Here is a 22,184-nt window from a genome sequence, read left to right on the forward strand (position 1 = left end):
TGTATCTTTTCCTTCAAAAGGAATAAATGAAATCGTTTTTAGTGCTATTCATAGGCGTAATTCTGCTACAAAGTTGCAAGGCACAGTCAAAATCTATTTTGGTAGAAGATACCATAGAGACATTGGTAAAAGAAGATTTTCACTACTATCTTTATTACCCAGAGAATTATGAAAGTAATGAAGATGAAGTTTTTCCAATGCTCTTATTTTTACATGGTGGCGGAGAATCAGGGGGCAATTTAGAAGAAATAAAATCGAATGGTCCGCCAAAACTTATCGCCGAAGGCAACGAGTTTCCATTTTTGATATTAGCACCTCAAAATCCTCATGTGAAAAAATGGTGGAATACTGAGGCATTAATAAAATTATTAGATGAGGTTGTTGCTAATAATCGTGTTGATAAAAAACGAATTTATCTAACAGGACTGAGCAGAGGTGGAGGTGCTGCATGGGAGTTGGCAGTCCAATATCCGCAAAAATTTGCTGCTTTGGCTGTAGTTTGTGGAATGACACCTTTACCTTATGCAAGTTGGTTAGATAAAGATATGCCGATTTGGGTTTTTCATGGCACCGAAGACAAGTCTATACCTTTTTCTGAATCTGAAGAAATGGTGAAAAAACTAAAAGCAATGGGGCATGACGTTAAGTTTACCGCGTATGAAGGAGTGGGACATAATTCTTGGGAAAAAGCATATACCACTGAAGAACTATATACATGGTTTGTGGAACAGCATCGAAATTAATAATGAAAACTATATGTAATATGGATTTTAAAAGAAGTAGTGCCATTTTAATATTTTTTTTTATCGTCTTTGGGGCGAGCGCAAAAAATACCGAACCTGAGCCAGGTAGTAAAAAGAAGCCAAGAAATGTAATCTTCATTTTAACAGATGATCATCGGTACGATTATATGGGCTTCACTGGAAAAGTGCCTTGGCTAGAAACACCAAATATGGATAAGCTCGCCTCAGAAGGGGCATATTTGCCAAATACTTTTGTAACTACTTCACTTTGTTCTCCAAGTCGTGCATCAATTTTAACAGGTCAATTTTCTCATTCTCATACTATTGTAGATAATCAAGCACCAGACCCTGGTAACCTTACTTATTTTCCACAGTACCTACAGAAAGCGGGGTATCAAACAAGTTTTTTTGGAAAATGGCATATGGGAGACCATGGTGATGAACCCCAACCAGGTTTTACGCATTGGGAAAGTTTTCCCGGGCAAGGAGTTTATTACAATCCTACATTAAACATTAATGGTAAAAGAACGGCCTATAAAGATTCAACTTATATTACAGATTTATTAACGGAACATGCAATTGATTGGCTGGACAAGCGGGACAGGAAAAAGCCATTTTTCTTATATCTATCACATAAGGCAGTTCATGCTGGTTTTCAGCCGGCAAAAAGACATAAGGGAAGGTATAAAGGCAAAAGGATAGCATTGCCAACAACTTATGATCAAACAAAAACGGGAGCTTATAAAGATTTAAAATGGCCACAATGGGTAGCAGACCAGAGAGTGAGTTGGCATGGGGTTGATTATATGTATCACGAAAATGAAGGTATTTATGATATGGTTGTTGATTATTGCGAAACACTTTTAGGTGTTGATGAAAGTGTTGGTTCAGTTATGGATTATCTTAAAAAGGAAGGTTTGGATGAATCTACATTGGTAATCTATATGGGTGATAACGGTTTTAGTTGGGGTGAACATGGATTGATTGATAAGCGCCACTTTTATGAAGAATCCGTAAAAGTACCATTATTGGTTCGCTGCCCAGAATTATTTGAAGGAGGGAAGACTCCGCAACAAATGGTACAAAATATAGATATTGGACCAACTGTTTTAGCTGAAGCAGGAGTAAAGCAACCAGAGAATATGCCAGGAGTATCTTTTATACCCATTTTAACGGGAGATACTAGCGTTCCAACTCGTAAAGAAGTCTTTTATGAGTATTATTGGGAATATGATTTTCCTATGACCCCCACTGTTTTTGGAATGCGTACCGATAAATATAAATACATGAAATTTCAGGGTATTTGGGATAGAAACGAATTATACGATTTAGAAAATGACCCTGATGAAATGTATAATTTAATTGCAGATCCAGACAAACAGGAAATAGCAAAATCTATGTCTATTGCAATTTATGATTGGTTAGAGCAAACAAAAGGAATGCAAATACCATTAAAGCGAACAGTTAAATACCGTTTTGGTGATTTTAAACATAAAAATGAGTATTAAACAACATTATTCCTCTAAATGGTGAATTGTTTTATTCTCAAGTAACATTAAATCTATATTAGATGTTTTCCAAGCTTCTGTTAAGTGATTAGGTGCTTTTGCAAACGGGTGAGAAAATGAACTCAAAATAATATCATGATCACCATCCTTATCCACATCACCAATATCCATTAGAAACCAATTCCCAAGTTTGGAATTTTTAAAAGTAAACGGATTAAATTGAAAGTTTTCTGAAGTCTTATTTTCTAGATAAACAAATGAGTCCTCAGGTTTTTTTTCATAATCTGGAAATGTAGATACTATTCCGAAATCTATATCTCCGTCTAGATCAAAATCATTTGAAACAACTCTGGTAGCACTATTTACGGCAAAAAAGTATTTTTCTTCAAATTTATTGTTGCCGTTATTTATATGAATCCGTAAGCCGTGGTAAGGTTTTTGCACAAAACTTTTATCAGCATTGTCACCATTGACGGTTACAATATCAAAATCCCCATCACTATCGTAATCGACTAATTCAAACCAACTTGAGCCATAAACTGGACTAAATTTCAGTACATTTTCTGCTACAAATTCTAAATTTTCTTTCTGATATAAAATTGTAACACCTTCGCGACCTTGTGAGGTAAGCGTTACCAAGTCTTTTTTACCATCGCCGTTCATGTCCTCTACAATAGTTCGAATACACCCCGACGTATTTAATAGCACTTTCTTTTTGTAACCTTTGTTTTGAGTTTTATAAAGAAGTGACAATTTACCTGTCAGATTCCCAAATTCACTTACAACCAGCTCTTTTTTACCATTACCATTTAAATCGTCTACAACAGTATTAACTGGTCTGTGAAGTGGAAAAGGAATTTGTTCTAAACTGTCTTTAGAAATAATTTCAATTCTACCGTTTGCAATTTCAGATGGATATAGGTCACCAACAATAGTAATATACTTTAAAGTGTTTGTTTCGGTTATATCTGTTATTGCTGGGCGTATTTTTTTGTTTGTCTTAGTATTATTTTTTTCAAAGTTGTATTGCATTATATTCCCGCTCATATCTGCTGATGTAATACTATTTTTCTGTTTATTATATTTTAAATGAGTAATATATGTGCCTGGGATACTATCTAAATTAATAGCCTTGGGTATAAATTGAACTAATTCTTGAGGCTTTATATTTTCAGTACTAGAAACTAATGAATCGGGAGCCATAGCAATGATATAATTTTTTAAAAGTGTCCAATCTTCCATATTCAATCTAGGTGAATTAGGAAATAAACCAGTTTGCTTTATAGCTTGTTGTTCTGAATTAGAAAGATTTCTATACGGGTCATTATTAGTATCTATAATGCCTAGCATGGCAGCCATGTCTGGTAACACACCGTTTTCCCATACTTCTTTAGGTAGATTCTCAATTTTGGGTAAAAGATGGCAAGTGGCGCATTGATTATTATATAAAATTTCTGCTTTTTTATTAGAATTAGAATTGCAAGAAAATTGGATGACTGTAGAAATACAAAATATAAACTTTATTAAAACATGTTTGATCTTAATGTACACTTGCATATTTGTCCAAAGCAGTTGAATTAAAACTTACGAGTTAGATTTCCTAAATTGTCAAAACAACGAATTTCTTTCACTTGATTATTAATCGATAAACTTCTACTTGATTGCGACTGATAGGTATTGCCCCAATAAAATTCATATAATGAAAATTGACCATTTGAGTATTCCAATTCTACTTTAACCTCATTTGGTTCTAGTTTTAACCTTTTTAAATTGACTGGTTTTACAGATTTAAATGCTTTTAATGTATCATTATTTTGAGATGCCACAATCAGATTTTGGTTTTCCGAGTTTGAGATATTAACCAAAGCCTTAGCATTACCAGGAACAAAGAACTGGCTTTTCTCTAAATCTATGTTTAAGAAAGATCCATCTCCTTTGTTCTTTAGAACTACTCCTGAAAGAGCATCGGCAGGTCCTTGTTGAACCTCCATACCAAAGTCATTGCCTACTAAAAGTAAATCGATATAATTATCTTCATCAATCGGAGTAGGTAAGATACCAAAAATGGGACCTTTTTGAGCACTTATATGTAGGGAGTGTATTTTAAATTTGTTATTACCTAAATTTTCAATCCATGATGTATTCATATGATTAAAAGATAGTACCATTGCATCATCCAATAAACCATCGGCGAACATTTCTTTTAACGTCAATTCCCCAAATTCTCCAAAAGAGTTTATAGATTTTCTTATACCAACATATTGCTTTGTAAGGTCTTGCCATGGGTGATATAAATATTCTTTTCTTACGCCAATACTGTCGCGCAGAAAATAAGACATTAATGGGTCTATCTTTCCATTATCATCTAAATCTTTAGCGTATAACTTTATTGGCTCTTCTGTTGTTCCTTTAAAGTTAATATTCGAACCATAATTTCCAGCAATATAATCGATATCGCCATCATTGTCTAAATCAGCGGCGGCTAAACTATTCCACCATCCAAGTTTTTCTTTGATGCCTGTTTTGTTTGTAACTTCTGTTAGTTTACCTTCTGTGTTTTTGAAAAAACGGAGTGGCATCCATTCTCCTGCGAGTATTAAATCTGGCCAAAAGTCATTATTGAAATCAGTCCATAATGCATCGCTAATTAATCCAGGAAATTCTAATTCGCTAGAGACTTCATTTGTTGCTTCTACGAATTTAGGTTGACCAGGCGAACTTTCATTTCTCAAAATATAAGATCTATCGGGCATGGGGTAGGAGAAGGGAAGTACACGACTACCTATAAATAAATCTAAATCACCATCTCTATCATAATCCGCTGCTTTAACAGTACTCGTATTCGTATTAAAAAATGGCAAAGCATTTTTACTAATAGAAAAGTTTCCATGTCCGTCATTAATTAGTAATTTATCTTGATACATTTCATCTCCTGAAGGATATTGTGCGCATCCTCTACCAATATATAAATCTAAATCACCATCAGAATCCGCATCAAAAAGAAGCGTGGCAGAATCTTCTTCCAATTGTTCTTCACTTTTATAAGAGACTTCTTCATTTTTAAAAGTACCATCTACATTCTGAATGAACCATTTTTCTGGATAACTTCTACTACCTGAAATAAATAAATCATCTAAAGAATCTCCATTTACATCACCAACAGCTAAAGAAGGACCATACTGAGAAAATTTATGAGGAATTGTTGTTTGGAAATTAAAGTCTATAAAATCCATATCAGGAGAAAAATGGTCCAGTTTAAGGGAGTCGCCTACTTCGGTAAATAGAGCATTGCTAGTTGTGGTTTTTTTAGTGATAGCCTTAGTGTCTTTAATGTCATATTTAATTTGTACAAGTGTGTCTACAGCAATGCCTTTAATTTTTTGCATCCTTCCGCCTGGCCATATAATTTTTAGACTATCAATTTTTGTAGTATTCCCAAGTCCAAAATGTATTTGATTTTCGGGTTGAGAAAGATAACCACGACCAGAGATAATTGATTTTTTTTGTGATTGACCATTGGCATAAATTTCTACTACCGAACCAATTGCAGCCCGGTTTTGTTCATTACCAATTAATTGAAGTCTTAGATATTTTTTTGTCGGTTCCAATTCAGACGTTTTATTTTCAATCAAAAGTACATTTTCATTGATGTTATTAATAATTAGGTCTAAATCACCATCAGCGTCTAAATCGCCATATACAGCCCCGTTAGAATAAGTGCCAAAGTTTAATCCCCAATCGTTAGTGACATCAGTAAATGTTAAGTCTCCATTATTCTTATAAATGAAGTTTGGAATTTTAATTTGCGGAATTGCCGCTATTAAGCGCTCTTTTGAAACTAATTTACTAGCAGTAGCTCTAAAATCTCCGAAATCTCTATCGGTCACATCTTTAGGAAAACCATTAGTGATTAATAAGTCTTGAAATCCATCATTGTCATAATCAGCAAACAGAGGTGCCCAACTCCAATCTGTTTCATGAATGCTAGCATACATTCCCATATCAGAATAAATAGGTAATTCTGTTTCTAGATTAAAGCCTTGATTTATTTGTAATGTGTTTCGTGTATATTGTTGTTCGTATTTATATTTTTTGGTAAATACTTCTTTTTGGTAATTGCTTGGTCCTTGAAAAAGCTTCTTCCGCTTATTGTAGTAGGGTTGCATTTCGGTTGTAAATAAATCTAATAGACCATCATTATCAACATCTGCAATATCACTACCCATGGAAGAGAGACTAAAATGTTTAAACAAGTCTCCTGCTCGATTTGAAAAAGTGCCGTCTTGGTTATTAATATAAACCAAATCGTTACTTAAAAAGTCATTGGCAACATAAATATCCATCCATCCATCTAAATTGAAATCATTGACTATTGTACTATGACTATACCCGTGATAACGAATTCCTGCACTATCTGATACATTCACAAAAACATGTCTATTTAAAGTGTCATTCCATCTATTTTCGTACAACCGATCTTTTGAAGTTGAAGTGCCATCATCTTCTAACGGGCTAAATTGTGAAGGGTTAATTCCTTCAATTCTATTTACTCCAATAAAGAGATCCAAATCATTATCATTATCATAATCAAAAAACTGAGCATGTGAAGAATAAGTGTCATCTGCTATTCCATATTCTTTCGCCATTTCTTTAAAAACAGGAATTCCATTTTCATTTAACCCTTGATGTATGTATAGGAAGTTTTTTCGCAGTAAAGAATCTTTATAGAAAGTGTTACAAACATAGATATCTAAATTCCCATCGAGGTTAAGATCAATCATCGAAACGCCAGAAGACCATGTCAACGAATCTTGTTTAATTACATTCGCTTCTTTTGTAATATCTTGAAATTTTAATGCTCCTTTGTTCAGAAATAGTTTGTTGTTCACCTGGTTGCCAGCTAAGAATATATCATCCAGTCCATCATTATTTAAATCGCCAAGGGCAACCCCGGCACCATTGTAAACAAATTCATTATCGAGTATATTAATAGAATCATTTTCAAATAATTGATTATTAAATACCAATTGGGAATAATCTGAATCTACAACTTCAAACCTTGAAAGATTTTTATTTTCAGTACATGCACATAAAAGCACAAGTGAACATAAAATTAATATGAAATTATTTTTAAACATAGTTGAGCCTATTTATAATACAAAGATGCAAGTTGGCTATGAAAGAAACAAAAAACCCTGACCAATTATGATCAGGGTTAACATTGTAATATATACTTTAATTAGTATCCAGGATTTTGAGTTAAAATTCCAGGCTGTAAATCAATTTGTGCTTGTGGAATAGGTTGATACTCATTTTTACCAGCAGAAAAACTAGCACCGCCAAATTTTTCTGAAAGGTATTGAGACTCATAAGCTAAATATGCATTTAATTCTTCTGCAGCAACACCCCATCTTACTAAATCAAAGAAACGGTGACCTTCTCCAGATAGTTCTAGTTTGCGCTCAAAACGAACTGCTTGAGTTGCATACTCTTTATTTGGAAAAGAAGTGTATTCAGAAATCACATAATTAGCTGCATCTAAGCCAGAATCATAATCTTTAACCCAATACTCTGCTCTAGCTGCTCTAGCTCTTACCATATTCACATACTCCATAGCTTTATCTAAAGTTCCTGCTTCTATTTCTGCTTCTGCAGCCATTAATAAAACATCAGCAAATCTGATAATGTTATAGTTCATAGTTGCATACCCTCTAGTCCAAGAACTAGTATCGGTAAAGTCAGCTTCTTGCGATTTATAGTAAATAAACTTTTTAGGAGAATAAGGTCCTCCATATCCGAAACTACGAATCCAAGCCGAACCTGGGTGGTCTTTCCAGTCTAAATAAGGTATACCCATACGACCGATAGAATGATCTATACGTGGATCTAATGGACCAGCATCTTCAACAAATGTTGCTTCATCTTCTTTATTTACAATAACATGCTTAAAGTTATTAACCACTTCATTTGCAGGGTCATTGTATGATTTATCTAACAATGGTAAACCTTCTGCAGTAGTCCTAAATGAATTACCTAACTCAATACTAGGTTGAAAGAAACCACAGCAGTTTCCAGGTCCTTCAGATCCAGTATTATAAGGGTAATTTAAATCATCAAAAGCATTGGCGTTTTGCACATCACCAGTGTTTTTAGCTGATTCTACATCCAATACAGCTTCTGCGTGGTTGTCGTTTGCCGAATCAAAAATTCGAGGGTAATCATCTAATAAGGCATATTTTAAGCCATTAGAAGTTACACCATTCGCGATTACATCATCAAACCAAGTTTTCGCTTCAGCATATTTTCCCTGATACAATTTTGCTTTACCCATATAGGCAGCAGCAGCCCATTTATTAACTCTTCCTGCACCTGTTTCGGCAGCTAGGTTATCATAAGCGTATTGAAAATCAGATTCTATTTGCGCCCAAACTTCAGGTGTATTAGCTAAAGTAATTACCTCTTCTGCGGCAATTGTTTCATCAAACACAGGAATACTATTAAAGTGCTTTTTTAAATCGAAATAATAGTGCCCTCTAAGTAATCTAGCTTGTCCAGCAAGGTTTGCAGCATCTGCAGCACTAAGTTCTGTATTTGCAGCAACAGCGCTTAATACAGAATTTGCTCTACTTACACCTTCAAAACGACCTCTCCATAGCATATTTAAATCACCTTGAGTCGCATCATGTGCATACCGTTGAACAGGGTTAATTGTACTATAATCACCAGAATCTGTTCCTTTGTTTGCATCTCCTCCTAGAATAGATCCGGTTACCCAATGGTTAGGGCCTTCAAATCTATTTCCAAATACACCATTTATAGCGGAGTAGGTACCAATTAATAAATTTTCAATACCTTCTTTGGTTTGTACTTGTGCATCTGCCAAAGAACCAGTAGGTGTTACCTCTAAGAAGTCATCGCTACACGAAAATCCTAGTAATAGCACCATACTGTATGCTATTATTTTATTCGATTTTATTTTAAATGTTTTCATATTATTTTTTTTGTCTAATTATAATCCTAATTCTAAGCTAAAAACATAACTAGGTGTTACTGGGAAGTTACCCGTGTCAACACCAAAGTTTGTATCTGGACCAGCAACCATTGGATCTAAACCAGTGTACTTAGTAATAGTCCAAATGTTATTCGCAGCAAAACCAAGTTTCATTTTATTAATACCAATTTTATCTAATAAGTTTTGATCAAATGCATAGCTTAAAGATAAACGTTGTAGTCTAAGATACGAACCATCTTCTACATACCAAGAGTTAGCAGCACCTGAAGTATATAAATTTGTAGCTCTTTCAAAAATAGGAGCATCAGCATTGTCTCCTAATTCTGGCGTCCATGAATTTAATACACGCTCTCCTTTTGCCGATCCTTCAAAGGTACCCTGAAAATCTGTGTACCATTTAGATTGGTTATAGATTTCGTTACCCAAAGACGCATACCAGTATGTTTCGAACTCAATATTTTTGTATTTTAAGTTGATAATAGCACCACCAGTAAAATCTGGTACAGCACTACCAATAAAAGTACGGTCCTCAGCAGTAATAACTCCATCACCATCAATATCCTCATATTTAAATCTACCTAAACTTGCTTCACGATTTAAACCTTCAGCTTCTCTTGCATTATTCTCTGCATCTACATCGGCTTGAGAATTAAAATAACCAATCATTTTATATCCAAAATAAGAAGACATCGGTAGGCCAATTTGGTTTCTAACCATAGTATTACCTCTAATCGAAGGACCGTCAAAATAATTAATGTTCGGAGCTAAACCTGTAATTTCATTATTAAGGAAAGAATAATTGGTTGTTACTTCAAAAGATAAATCTTCAGTAAAATTACCACGTCCAATTATTTGTAAATCTACCCCTTTATTTTCCATAGATGCAATATTTACGGCTGGTGCAGATGCCCATGAACCTACCACTGCTGGTAATGGAACTTCGTACAATAAATCTTCAGTTTCTTTAGTCCACCAATCTAGTTGTATATCTAATTTGTTATTGAAAAAACTAGCATCAAAACCAATGTTCAAAGTGGTTGAAGTTTCCCATTTTGCTGCAGAATTTCCTATTCTACTACGAGCAAAACCTTCACTTGCCCCATCATTAGTACCAGCTATTGGATAGAAAGTTCTCGCTCTATCAGAACCATATAAGGAATATTGATTGTTAGGGTCAACATTTGTGTCGTTACCCATTTTACCCCAACCAGCTCTAAATTTTAAATCAGAAACTACATCTTGATCTTGTAAAAATGGCTCGTCAATTACACGCCATGCTGCTGAGAATGCAGGAAAAACACCATATCTGTTTTCACTACCAAAACGTGAAGAACCATCTCGTCTTACAACCCCGGCTACATAGTATTTTTCATTAAAATTATACTTTAATTCACCAAACACAGAAGAGTAGTTTGCACCCTTGTACCAGTTACTTTGAACAACTGGATTCTGTACTGCTGATAAATCTTGGTAATCTAAATCCGTTGAAAATGGGTTTTGTCCAGAACCAGAAATATTTCGTCCAGATCCAGTATTTAAAGATTCTATACCTGCTAAAACTTTAATTCCATGCTTACCAAATGTTTTTTCATAGGTTGCAGTATTGGTAAAGGTCCAATTAAAACCGTAACCACCACCTTCGCTAAATGAGTTATTTGCTTCAGTTTCAGAATCACCTAAATACTTGTAGTCATAATTTACTGTATGATAATTATTATAAGTACCACCTATGCTTGTTCTTACGGTTAGGCCTTCGAGTATATTAAAGTTAGCATACAAATTACCAAAACCACCAATACTATAACCTTTATCATCTCCATTATTACGTTCAAGTCTTCTCACTGGGTTTCTAGGATTGTTGAAGCCAGCTGCTTTTGTACTAGCGTAACTTCCAAAATCATCATAAACGGGTATAATAGTTGGCATACGATACGCAGATAATACTTCTGACTCATCATCTGCAACATCTACACCACCATTACCACCGAAAATACCAACAGCTGATCGATATGTAGTTTGGAAATTTTCTCCAATACTTAACCAAGGTGTAACATCCCATTCAGAATTAAATCTAGCGGTATATCTTTTAAATTCTTGTTCAAGAACAATACCTGATTGTTGTTGTGAAGATAAACCCATGTAAAATCTACTATTTTCGCCACCACCTTTAAAACCTAGAGAAAAACGAGATTGTGGAGCGATTCTAGTGATTTCTTTGTACCAGTTAGTACCCTCTAAGTTAGGTCTAATTAAGAAAGTCTCATCAGGGTTTGCCGCATATGCAGCTTGTATTGCTGCTAAATCTACACTGCCGTAAACTCCATTATCTCCATTCGCATGTAAATAATCTGGAAAAGTTGGCGTGGCATTTGTACCATACTGAGGGTGGTCATAATTTGGTAAAGTACCAGCGGCTGTACCTTCAGCGATTGCATTGTTACGATACGACTGATGTGTCCATTCTGCCATTTGTTGTGGATTCAACATTTTAGGAGCTCCAGCAACATTTGGATCAGTAACACCACTAATTAAACTAATGTTTAGTTCAGATTTAGTATCACCCTTTCTACCTTGTTTGGTGGTATAAACTACAACACCATTCGCAGCTCTTGCACCATAAATAGAAGCTGCCGCCGCATCTTTTAATACAGATGTATTTAAAATGTCATCTGGACTTAAGAAATCAATGTTCGTTGTTGGTACACCATCTACCACATATAAAGGTGAGTTATTACCGAACGAGTTAAAACCACGAACTCTAATTTGACTCGTTGTACCTGGTTGTCCGTTAGAGATAACGGTAACACCAGCAACTCTACCTTGCAATTGCTGTTCAACATTACCAGAAGGTATCGCTGCTAATTCCTCGGCTTTAACAATTGATACAGCAGCTGTGGTTTCTCTTTTACTTTCTGTAGAATATCCTGTTACAATTACTTCATCAAGGGCAGCAGCATCTTCAATTAAAGAAGCATTAACCGTTGAGTTTCCGTTAACTGCTACTTCTTGCGCTTTAAAACCAATGTAACTAAATATTAATGTAGCATCAGAATCAGCTTCAATGGTGAAGTTACCATCAAAATCTGTTTGTGTACCAGTTGTAGTACCTTTTACTAATACGTTAGCACCAGGTAGTGGTGCACCAGTGTCATCTGTAACAGTACCTGTAATTGTGGACTGTACAGTACTATTAAATTTCACATTTGTTAAATTACCTTCCGGATTTGCCATTGCCATTTGAGCACCAAAGCAAACCACAATCGCTAAAAATCCTAAGTTAAGAGTAGAACTCTTCCTTTTAGGTCTTAACGAAAAGAAATCGAATTTTAGATTCATAATCATTTGTTGTTTTGTTAGTTTAAATTAATCTTGAAATTGTAAGGTTTTTCAATGAAAGTGTGCAAGTTCACAGACAAAGAAAAACCTAAAACAGTGTTAATATTAAGAAATAATTATGATATCTTCCTAATAACTAATGATTAATTAACTGTCAAATTCATAAAATAAGATGTAAAATAATATGTAAAAACTAATAAGAGCTAGTAAAATATAAGGCTTAAGCAATAATTAAGACGGTTTAAAATTTTTAACTTTTTGTTTGTAAGAGAGCAATAAATAGTGCCGTCAAAAATAAATATTGCCAATGTAAGATATGAGCCATTAGATTTTAGTGCACATTAAAACGATAAATTCATTGTATTTGTTTCTTGTAAAAAACAAATAATCTTCACCTCCATCTTTTATCTTATGTTTTTTTCTGATTTGTGCTACGCTTTCAGGAAAATTACGAACGCTGATATTTGCTTTCGTTAAGTTTATTTTTTTAATTTCTGACTTGTTATAAGGTAAAACCTTACTAATAACAAATCGGCGACCTGGAAAATCGAGTAGCTCTTTAGACGTATATAGGTGACTGTGTTCTTGCAGCTTTTTGGCTTTTAATCTCTCACTAATAAGCTTGAATGCCCCAGATTTTAAAATGGCAGCATTTGGTTCATATAAGAACTTTAAAGGTTTTGATAGGTCAACTTTTGTTTCGGCTTCATCATAAAAATTAAAATCAAAGGTTTGATTAGCATCCTTTTTTAAATTAATCGTTTTAATTAGAATTGATTGTTTGTAATCTTTTTTAAGCAACCAAAGCAATTCTTTTACTTCATTATTTACTGCAACGATATGAATCTCTATAACATTTTTCAATTCTTTAATACCAAGTGAAAGATCATGCAACGGTGAAGTTTTGATTAAAATAGTTTCCGTTTTGGAAAAAAGAAATTCCAGATGTTGAGCAATATTTGGGGAGCAATCTTCAAACCTAAAAACTTTGCCTTTTACATCATTCCTCCTGGACGGATCAATATAAATGGAATCGAAATTCTCATCTTTGTTTTTTAGAAATGACATTCCATCATTGGAAATAGATTCAATATTAGTAGCTTTTAATATGTTGAAATTATGGGTAGCTATCTGAGCTAATTCGGCGTCAATTTCGCAATAAAAAACATCCTTAAAAACCTTTGAAAAAAAGTAACTATCGACACCAAAACCAGCTGTTAAGTCAACCAATGAATTGCCACTAATTATTTGTGATTTATAGAGCGCAGTTTGCTCAGATGAAGTTTGTTCAATATTTAACTTTTTTGGAAAGTAAATACCTGTTGTATTAAACCATGTTGGGAGTTTTGATTTGCACCTTTTCTTCGATTCTATTTGTTGTACAAGTTCTTTTTGGGATACCTCATTAAATAGTTGTTTTTTTAATAATAAGGGTAATGTATCTGATTCTAAATTTTTATTTATAAAGTTCTGTATATCAGTATGTAGTATATTTTTATTCAAATTGGAACTATAGGTCTTTTGTTAGCGATTTTACAGTTTTATTATCCGCTAAAAATTCCTTTAAAATTACTTTTATTGCGGTATATCCTGGTACGGCAACAATCATACCTACAACGCCAAAAAGTAAACCTGCAATAATAATGACCAGAAATATTTCTAAAGGATGCGATTTTACACTATTTGAAAAAATTAAGGGTTGCGAGAAGAAATTATCAATTAATTGTCCAATTGTTAAACCTATTAAAATATAGCCTGTTTTCGGAAGAATTACTGTGCTAAAATCGGCTCCTAAATTGCTCGTCATAGTTAGTAGAATCATCAAAACTCCACCTATGATAGGACCTATATATGGTATAATGTTAAATAGTGCACACAGAAATGCAATTACAATAGCATTTTCTATGCCGACAATTAATAGAACAATAGTAAAAATTATAAATAAAATAAGAATTTGAAGTAATATTCCAACAAAATATCTCGATAATAAATTGTTGATTTTATCAATTGATTTTATGGTGCGTTGTTCGTTTCTATCTGGCACTAATGCTAGAATGCCAGATTGAAAAAGCTTACTATCTTTTAAGAAGAAAAAAGATATGAATAGCACAGAAAATAGTCCTATGCTTAAATCACCTAATGTTCCCATCAATGAATTCAAGAAATTAGGAATAAATCCGAAATCGAGGTTTGCAAAAATTTTAGATTCTTGTATACTATCTTCTATATCCGATTGGCTTAAACCTAGGTACTGAGTAATTTCGCGATACAAACCTTCAACATTTTGCTGCAGGTCTTCTATATCTAAAAGTGAAAGATTTTTACCTTGTTCGGCTAATAGTGGAACAAATAACGCTAATATCCCTGCCAAAATCCCTAGTATTAATAGCATAGTTAGAACTACTGCTAATGTATTCGGAAATTTTAATTTTCGTCTTAAAAACAAAATTACAGGCCTACCTATTAAGGCTATTACAGCGGCAATAGCGAGATAGGCTAAAACAGATTCTATTTTATACAGAAAGTAGAGACCTACCGCTATTGCCGCTAGTATGCCGATAGCTCTAAGAATGCCACTTGAGATAGTTTTTGCAGTCATGTATTAATTTTTAAAAACATATGAAATAATGTTAGCTCCCATTTTCAAGGCTTTATCTCGTATTTCAACTGGGTCGTTGTGCACCGTAGGGTCTTCCCAACCATCTCCTAAATCACTTTCAAAAGTGAATAGTAAAACCAATCTGTTCTCATATGTAATACCAAAAGCTTGTGGACGTTTGCCATCGTGTTCATGAATTTTCGGTAAGCCTTCAGTAAATTTGTATTCTTGGTTGAAGATAGGGTGGTTAACTCCTAATTCTTCTAATTCTAAATTAGGAAATATTTTAATTAGCTCTTTTTCTAAATATGGTTTCATCCCATAATTGTCATCAATATGTAAAAAACCACCCGATAAAAGATAAGTTCTTAAATTGGATGCTTCTTCATTCGAGAAAACTACATTACCATGTCCGGTCATATGCAGAAATGGGTATTGAAATATTGATGAGCTTCCAACTTCAACAGTTTGTACTTTTTCCTTTAATGTAGTATTTAAATTTGAATTGCAATATCGAATTAAATTTGGGAGCGCTGTCGGATTTGAATACCAATCTCCTCCGCCATAATATTTTAATATAGCTAACTCCTGAGCACTAATTGGTAAGGTAAAAAACAGGAATAAAATAAATATACTTTTAATAAACTTCATAAAGCATTTTTAAGCATTATTTATAACCGCTACAGTAGCACAGGCTACTAAGGCTGCTGTTTCTGTCCGTAATCTGTTTTTTCCTAAAGATACTGGTAAGAAACCCTTATCGTATGCGAGTTTAATTTCTGATGCGCTAAAATCGCCCTCAGGCCCTATGAGAATTGTTACATCATTATCTGCTGCAACTCTTCTTTTTAATTCCATTTTTTCACCTTCTTCACAATGCGCAATAAATAGCAGACCTTCTTTTTCCAAGTTTAGATAATCGCTTAATTTTATTGCAGGGTTTAATTTTGGTAAAAAGGCCTGTAATGATTGTTTCATAGCCGATTGCAGAACCTTTTGCATTCGTTCGATTTTTATGATTTTTCGTTCGGAATGCTCGCAAATAATAGGTGTTATTTCGTTGACTCCAATTTCAGTAGCCTTTTCAAGAAACCACTCGAAACGATCATTCATTTTCGTTGGTGCAACAACCAGATGCAAATAGTGCATGGCCTTATGCTTTTTTTCTTTTGAAATAATTTCGGCTTTACATCTTTTAATACTAGCATCTATAATTTTTGCTTGATAAATGTACCCTTTGCCATTTGTGATAAATAGAATATCATCTGCCTTTTTTCGTAACACTTTAACAATATGCTTGCTTTCTTCTGATGTGAAAGAAAATTGTGATATTGAATTGTCTAAATCAGGATTATAGAAAAGTTGCATGTTTTTACAATTATTATATTCTATTCACTTAAACGATACCTGGCTTGCGCTGTTATACTTTGGTCTGAAAAGTGCTCTTTTTTGTATTTTAAATAACCAACAATACCAATCATTGCAGCATTGTCGGTGCAATATTCAAATTTAGGAATATATGTAGACCAACCTCGGTTTTTTTCAGCATCTTTCAATGCTATTCTAATTCCAGAGTTTGCCGAAACTCCACCGCCTATTGCAATTCTGTTTATACCAGTTTCCTTTACAGCTTTCTTAAGTTTATCCATAAGAATTGAAATGATAGTAAACTGAATAGAAGCACAAATGTCGTTTAGGTTCTCTTTTATAAAATTAGGGTTTTCTTTAACGGCTTTTTGAATAAAGTAAAGAACACTAGTTTTAAACCCACTAAAGCTAAAATTAAGTCCATCCACCTTTGGTTTTGGAAATTTAAATTTATACGGGTCACCAAGATTAGCATATTTATCTATTAGAGGTCCGCCAGGGTAGGGAAGACCTAATATTTTCGCACTCTTATCGAAAGCTTCACCAACAGCATCGTCTAAAGTTTCTCCCAATATTTCCATATCAAAATAATCTTTTACTAAAACGATCTGCGTATGACCTCCACTTATTGTCATAGCCAGAAACGGAAATTCGGGTGGTTTAAGGTTTTCATCATCTTCAATAAAATGAGCTAGAATATGGGCTTGCATATGATTAACTTCAATTAATGGGATGTTTAAACCTAGGGCCAAAGATTTAGCAAAAGAAGTCCCAACAAGAAGAGAACCCATAAGTCCAGGTCCGCGTGTAAAAGCTATGGCAGATACTAGTTTTTTGTCGATATTTGCTTTAGCTAAAGCTTGATGTACAACGGGAACTATATTTTGTTGATGCGCTCTCGAAGCAAGTTCGGGAACAACACCACCATATTGCTCATGTATTTTTTGTGTAGCCACAATATTGCTAATCACCTTTTGGTTCGCCAAAACGGCGGCTGCAGTGTCATCACAAGAAGATTCAATAGCTAGAATATAAATAGTTTCATTTTCCACTTAGTTTGGAATAAAAATTGGAGTACGAAGATAAAACAAAAGAGCACTATCAAAAAACTAAGAAAAATACTGGTTCGTACACTTTTAGTGTTGCTTTTGATATTCGTTCTTGGCACAATTATACTTTCGTTGCCAATTGTTCAAACGCGCTTTGCAAAATACGCTACAACCACTATTAATAAAGAATACGGAACAAATATTAATATTAGCAAATTAAGGGTGTCATTAATTTCTTGGGATACCGCTTTAGAGGGTATTTATATTGAAGATTATGAGAAGGATACACTTTTCTATGTTCACGAACTTTCTACATCTGTCTTAAGTGTTAAAAACATGATGGATGGTAAGATGGAATTTGGTAAAATAGAAATTGATAAGCTCGATTTTAAATTAATTAAATATAAAGATAGTATCAGTACTAACCTCGAAGTTTTTATTGACAAGTTAGATGATGGTAAACCAAGAAAACCAGGTACGCCGCCATTCTTTTTTTCATCTTCTAATGTAGATATTTCAAATAGCCATTTTCGACTGATAGACGAGAATATGGATAATAATGATGTTCTTGATTTTAAAGAATTGAATATTACTGGCAATGATTTTCAGATATTGGGACCGGAAGTTGATGTCGATATTAAAAAAATGAATTTCAGCAGCTCTAGAGGTATTGATGTGAGTAACATGGTTACTAATTTTAAGTACACCAAGCAGCAAATGCGATTCGATTCATTAACCATAAAAACTCCAGAATCTGAGCTGTTAGGTAATTTAATGTTTGATTATGACCGAAGCGATTTTGCTGATTTTTTTAATAAAGTAAATGTCACCGCGCAATTTAATGAGTCTACAGTAGCATTTGATGAAATTAATTTACTCTACGACCGATTTGGAAAAGGAAATAGGGCTTCATTTTCTTCTAGTATTTCGGGTGTTTTAAATGATTTAAATACGAATGAACTTTTTGTGGTATCTAATAATACGGGTATAAGAGGTGATTTTAATTTTAAAAATTTATTTACAAAATCGCAACCATTTTCAATGGATGGTAAATTGAAAAACGTAACTACAAGTTATTATGAATTGCGTTCATTGTTGCCAAATATCTTAGGTCAGTCGTGGCCAACGTCATTTCAAAAATTAGGTCAGTTTACAATTCGTGGTGAAGCTTTTATTACCGAAACTTCTATTTCAACAAAAGTTAATTTAAATACAGCTATTGGTAGTAGTTATGCAGATTTAGATATGACTAATATTAATCATATCGATAATGCAACTTACAAAGGTTTTATTTCATTAATTGATTTTGATTTAGGCAATTTCGTTGAGAACAAGAGCTTGGGAAAAGCTACATTAGATTTTAATGTTGAAGGAAAAGGTTTTGTACAAAAGAATTTAAATACAGAAATTATCGGGCAAGTATATTCACTTGTGTTTAACGGTTATGAATACAATGATTTAAAGGTTTCTGGCTTACTTAAAGAACATCTATTTGATGGTTCTTTAGTGAGTAATGATGAGAATGTGCAATTTAGTTTTAAAGGGTTAGCAGATTTAGGTTTAGACCGTAATAATTTTAATTTTATTGCTTCTGTAGATTATATGGATTTAAAGAAATTGAATTTCATAAATGATAGCATTTCTATTTTTAGGGGAAATGTAAATATGGATATTTCTGGAAGTTCACTTGATAATTTTGTGGGTGATATAAAATTCACTAAAACCAATTTTGAAAATAAGAATGACACCTATTATTTTGAAGATTTTAAAGTTTCATCAACATTTGAAAATGATTCTATTCGTGTAATAGATATAAATTCTCCAGATATTATTACCGGTTATATGAAAGGTAATTTTAAAGTAAGTGAATTAGATAGATTAGTTAAAAATTCATTAGGTAGTATCTATACAAACTATCGACCTTTTGAAATATCCGGAGGTCAGACTTTGAATTTTAACTTTAAGATTTATAACAAAATTGTTGATGTGTTTTTCCCTGAAGTAACGTTTGATCCGAATACATTTATAAAGGGTAATATTATTGCGGACGATGGTGATTTCAAGTTAAACTTTAGATCACCGTTTATTGCAGCATACGGCAATCAAGCAGATAAAATAAACGTTACCATTGATAATAAAAATCCACTATTTAATACATATGTATCGGTTGGTGATTTGTCTACCGCTTATTACGATGTAAAAGACTTTAACTTAATTAACACCACTTTAAAAGACACACTTTTTTTTAGAACAGAGTTTAAAGGTGGTAGTGAATTTAACGACAGCTATAATTTAAACTTTTACCACACATTTAATAAAGAGAATAAATCTGTTATTGGTTTAAAAACATCAGATGTAAGTTTTAAAGGCAATAAATGGGTGCTTAATAAAGATGGCAACACTAAAAATAAAGTAATCGTAAATCGAACCTTAGATAGCATCAGTATTCAAGAAATTGTGATGCATAATAATGAAGATGAGGAAATAAAATTAAAAGGGCAATTAGCAGATTCAACGTACAAAGATTTAGAACTACAATTCAAAATTGTATCACTAAATAAAATCACTCCTGGTATCGATAGTTTAAGGTTGCAAGGTGAGGTAAATGGTAAATTACATGTGCTTCAAAAAGATGACATTTATTTACCAACATCAAACTTAAATATTGAAGATTTCGGTATTAATGATATTCGATTAGGAGATTTAACTATTGGCATTGTAGGTAATCGTGATTTAACTGATTTCGTAGTAAACTCTCAAATCACTGATAAGGGTTTAGAGAAAATGGGTATTGTTGGTAATATTAAAAATAAAGGGGATTTACCGGAGGCAGATTTGTTAGTTAATTTCTCCAATTTTGATATGGAACCATTTGCTCCTTTAGGAGAAGGAGTCATTAGTAATATTCGAGGTGATTTAAATGGAAATGCTAGAATTAAAGGTGAGGTAAATAATCCCGATTTTAGTGGAATATTAACCTTAGATAATGCAGGTATTGGCATACCATTTTTAAATGTTGACTACGATTTTGCTAAAAACTCACGCGTTAATTTAGATAAGCACACTTTTGATTTTGATAATATTTTATTGACGGATGTTGCCACAGGGTCAAAAGCAGTGATTGACGGAACAATAAAACACGAGTTTTTTAAGAAGTGGGGATTAGATTTTAATGTGGATACTAAAAATGATCGTTTTTTATTGTTGAATACAGAATTTGATGAGGAATTTCTTTATTATGGAACTGCCTATTTAAATGGTAAAGGAAGAATTTATGGTCCAACAAAAGCTTTAAATATAACGGTAGATGGAAAGACTGCTAGAGGTACTTCATTGAAAATTCCGTTGAGTGATGTAGCAACAGTTGGCGATTACTCATTTATCAATTTTGTGGATAAACGCGCTGTAGTAGAAGAGGATGAAGAGCGAATTATAGATACTTTTCAAGGAATTCAAATGGAATTTGACCTGGACATAACAGACGAAGCAGAGGTCGAAATAGTTACAGATACGCAAACGGGTAGTTCTTTAAAAGGCACTGGTGAAGGACCTATGTTAATGCGTATTAATACTAAAGGTGATTTTCAGATGTTCGGCGAATATGTAGTTGTAACAGGTGAGTTCAACTATAAATTGGGTGGTGTTATAAATAAAAAGTTTGCTGTTGAACCTGGAGGAAATATTTATTGGAACGGACCACCGCTTGGGGCAGAGGTGAATATGAAAGCAGTGTATTCGTTAAATGCAAACCCCGCACCATTGCTAGATAGTCAATATACAAGAAGAATACCAACCGACGTAGTTATCTTAATGCGTGGTGAATTGGAGAATATGGATATCGAATTTGATATTGAATTCCCAAGTACAAATTCAATCGTAAAATCTGAATTAGAATATGCGCTTCAAGATCCAACTATAGAAGAAAAAAATGCAATTTTTCTATTAGCACAAGGATCTTTTGTAAATGACCAAAGTGGCCTCAGTTCACAGGCGGTTACGGGAAATTTAATACAATCGGCGTCTGGCTTACTAAATCAAGTTTTAGGGGGTGATAATGATAAGTTTAATTTGGGACTATCGTATGAGCAAGGTATACTAGACCGAAGTTCGGACATTCAGACAGAAAATAGATTAGGTGTAACGGTATCAACCAAAATAAGCGATAGAATTTTGTTAAATGGTAAGGTAGGTGTACCTGTTGGTGGTACAACAGAGACTGTTGTAGCTGGTGATTTCGAATTGCAATTGTTATTAAATGAAGATGGTACGTTAAGTGCTAAATTCTTTAATAAAGAAAGTGAAATACAGCAATTTTTAGGGGAAGAATTAGGGTATACGCAGGGTGCGGGTATATCTTATCAAGTTGATTTTGATAGTTTTAAAGAACTTTTTAGAAAAATCTTTAAAAAAGAGAAATCCGAAGAAAATATCATTCCACAAGCAGTGAATCCTCCTGGGAGTGTAATGGGACAGGATGGTTTAATACGCTTTTATCCAAAACTTAGTAATGCCTTAGTGCCTGATAATGAGTAAGTAGTGTTGTTGCAATTTGAACTTAAAGTTATTTTT

Annotated in this window: 12 protein-coding genes; 3 read left to right on the forward strand and 9 right to left on the reverse strand. The window is 33.4% G+C overall.

From position 1 onward, the window contains the following. Positions 1 to 26 precede the first annotated feature (26 nt). Together UH7x_RS15560 and UH7x_RS15565 are read left to right on the forward strand one after the other, a co-directional pair. Positions 27 to 743 carry a carboxylesterase family protein gene (locus UH7x_RS15560; protein ID WP_482360842.1) on the forward strand — a complete coding sequence of 239 codons (717 nt, stop codon included), beginning with the start codon at positions 27 to 29 and terminating at the stop codon, positions 741 to 743. Between the two features lie 20 nt (positions 744 to 763). Further along, a complete protein-coding gene (locus UH7x_RS15565) occupies positions 764 to 2,251 on the forward strand; it encodes a sulfatase family protein (RefSeq protein WP_482360843.1) in 1,488 nt (495 codons plus the stop codon). Positions 2,252 to 2,257: 6 nt separating this feature from the next. Here UH7x_RS15565 and UH7x_RS15570 read toward each other — a convergent pair whose 3' ends face one another. The 9 genes from UH7x_RS15570 to tsaD form a co-directional block, all read right to left on the reverse strand. Further along, positions 2,258 to 3,601: an FG-GAP repeat domain-containing protein gene (locus UH7x_RS15570; protein WP_482360844.1), complete on the reverse strand. Its 1,344-nt coding sequence runs from the start codon at positions 3,599 to 3,601 to the stop codon at positions 2,258 to 2,260. 227 nt (positions 3,602 to 3,828) lie between these two features. Continuing rightward, the gene (locus UH7x_RS15575; RefSeq protein ID WP_482360845.1) at positions 3,829 to 7,389 is read right to left on the reverse strand and encodes a VCBS repeat-containing protein; all 3,561 of its coding nucleotides are present in this window, start codon (positions 7,387 to 7,389) and stop codon (positions 3,829 to 3,831) included. Between the two features lie 101 nt (positions 7,390 to 7,490). Then, a complete protein-coding gene (locus UH7x_RS15580) occupies positions 7,491 to 9,242 on the reverse strand; it encodes a RagB/SusD family nutrient uptake outer membrane protein (RefSeq protein WP_482360846.1) in 1,752 nt (583 codons plus the stop codon). A gap of 18 nt (positions 9,243 to 9,260) precedes the next feature. Beyond that, entirely contained in the window at positions 9,261 to 12,599 is a 3,339-nt protein-coding gene (locus UH7x_RS15585; RefSeq protein ID WP_482360847.1) for a SusC/RagA family TonB-linked outer membrane protein, read from the reverse strand. Positions 12,600 to 12,923: 324 nt separating this feature from the next. Beyond that, the gene (locus UH7x_RS15590) at positions 12,924 to 14,102 is read right to left on the reverse strand and encodes a class I SAM-dependent methyltransferase (RefSeq protein ID WP_482360848.1); all 1,179 of its coding nucleotides are present in this window, start codon (positions 14,100 to 14,102) and stop codon (positions 12,924 to 12,926) included. Positions 14,103 to 14,109: 7 nt separating this feature from the next. Continuing rightward, on the reverse strand, positions 14,110 to 15,198 hold the full coding sequence (locus tag UH7x_RS15595) for an AI-2E family transporter (RefSeq protein WP_482360849.1): 1,089 nt from the start codon (positions 15,196 to 15,198) through the stop codon (positions 14,110 to 14,112). Between the two features lie 3 nt (positions 15,199 to 15,201). Next, on the reverse strand, positions 15,202 to 15,849 hold the full coding sequence (locus tag UH7x_RS15600; RefSeq protein ID WP_482360850.1) for a DUF4159 domain-containing protein: 648 nt from the start codon (positions 15,847 to 15,849) through the stop codon (positions 15,202 to 15,204). 9 nt (positions 15,850 to 15,858) lie between these two features. Then, the gene (locus tag UH7x_RS15605; protein WP_482360851.1) at positions 15,859 to 16,566 is read right to left on the reverse strand and encodes a 16S rRNA (uracil(1498)-N(3))-methyltransferase; all 708 of its coding nucleotides are present in this window, start codon (positions 16,564 to 16,566) and stop codon (positions 15,859 to 15,861) included. A 20-nt stretch (positions 16,567 to 16,586) separates the two neighbouring features. Then, positions 16,587 to 17,618, reverse strand: a complete 1,032-nt coding sequence (gene tsaD, locus UH7x_RS15610) for a tRNA (adenosine(37)-N6)-threonylcarbamoyltransferase complex transferase subunit TsaD (protein WP_482360852.1) — start codon at positions 17,616 to 17,618, stop codon at positions 16,587 to 16,589. A 90-nt stretch (positions 17,619 to 17,708) separates the two neighbouring features. Between tsaD and UH7x_RS15615 the strand changes: the two genes are divergently transcribed. Next, on the forward strand, positions 17,709 to 22,148 hold the full coding sequence (locus UH7x_RS15615; RefSeq protein WP_482360853.1) for a translocation/assembly module TamB domain-containing protein: 4,440 nt from the start codon (positions 17,709 to 17,711) through the stop codon (positions 22,146 to 22,148). Positions 22,149 to 22,184: the final 36 nt, after the last annotated feature.

The organism is Aurantibacter sp. UH7 (assembly GCF_056839165.1).

Bases quoted from the DNA above. Each gene is read 5' to 3' on its own strand.
- UH7x_RS15600 (WP_482360850.1), bottom strand. From the start codon at position 15,849: ATGAAGTTTATTAAAAGTATATTTATTTTATTCCTGTTTTTTACCTTA.
- UH7x_RS15595 (WP_482360849.1), bottom strand. From the start codon at position 15,198: ATGACTGCAAAAACTATCTCAAGTGGCATTCTTAGAGCTATCGGCATA.
- UH7x_RS15575 (WP_482360845.1), bottom strand. From the start codon at position 7,389: ATGTTTAAAAATAATTTCATATTAATTTTATGTTCACTTGTGCTTTTA.
- UH7x_RS15570 (WP_482360844.1), bottom strand. From the start codon at position 3,601: ATGCTAGGCATTATAGATACTAATAATGACCCGTATAGAAATCTTTCT.
- UH7x_RS15560 (WP_482360842.1), top strand. From the start codon at position 27: ATGAAATCGTTTTTAGTGCTATTCATAGGCGTAATTCTGCTACAAAGT.
- UH7x_RS15605 (WP_482360851.1), bottom strand. From the start codon at position 16,566: ATGCAACTTTTCTATAATCCTGATTTAGACAATTCAATATCACAATTT.
- UH7x_RS15580 (WP_482360846.1), bottom strand. From the start codon at position 9,242: ATGAAAACATTTAAAATAAAATCGAATAAAATAATAGCATACAGTATG.
- UH7x_RS15585 (WP_482360847.1), bottom strand. From the start codon at position 12,599: ATGAATCTAAAATTCGATTTCTTTTCGTTAAGACCTAAAAGGAAGAGT.
- UH7x_RS15565 (WP_482360843.1), top strand. From the start codon at position 764: ATGGATTTTAAAAGAAGTAGTGCCATTTTAATATTTTTTTTTATCGTC.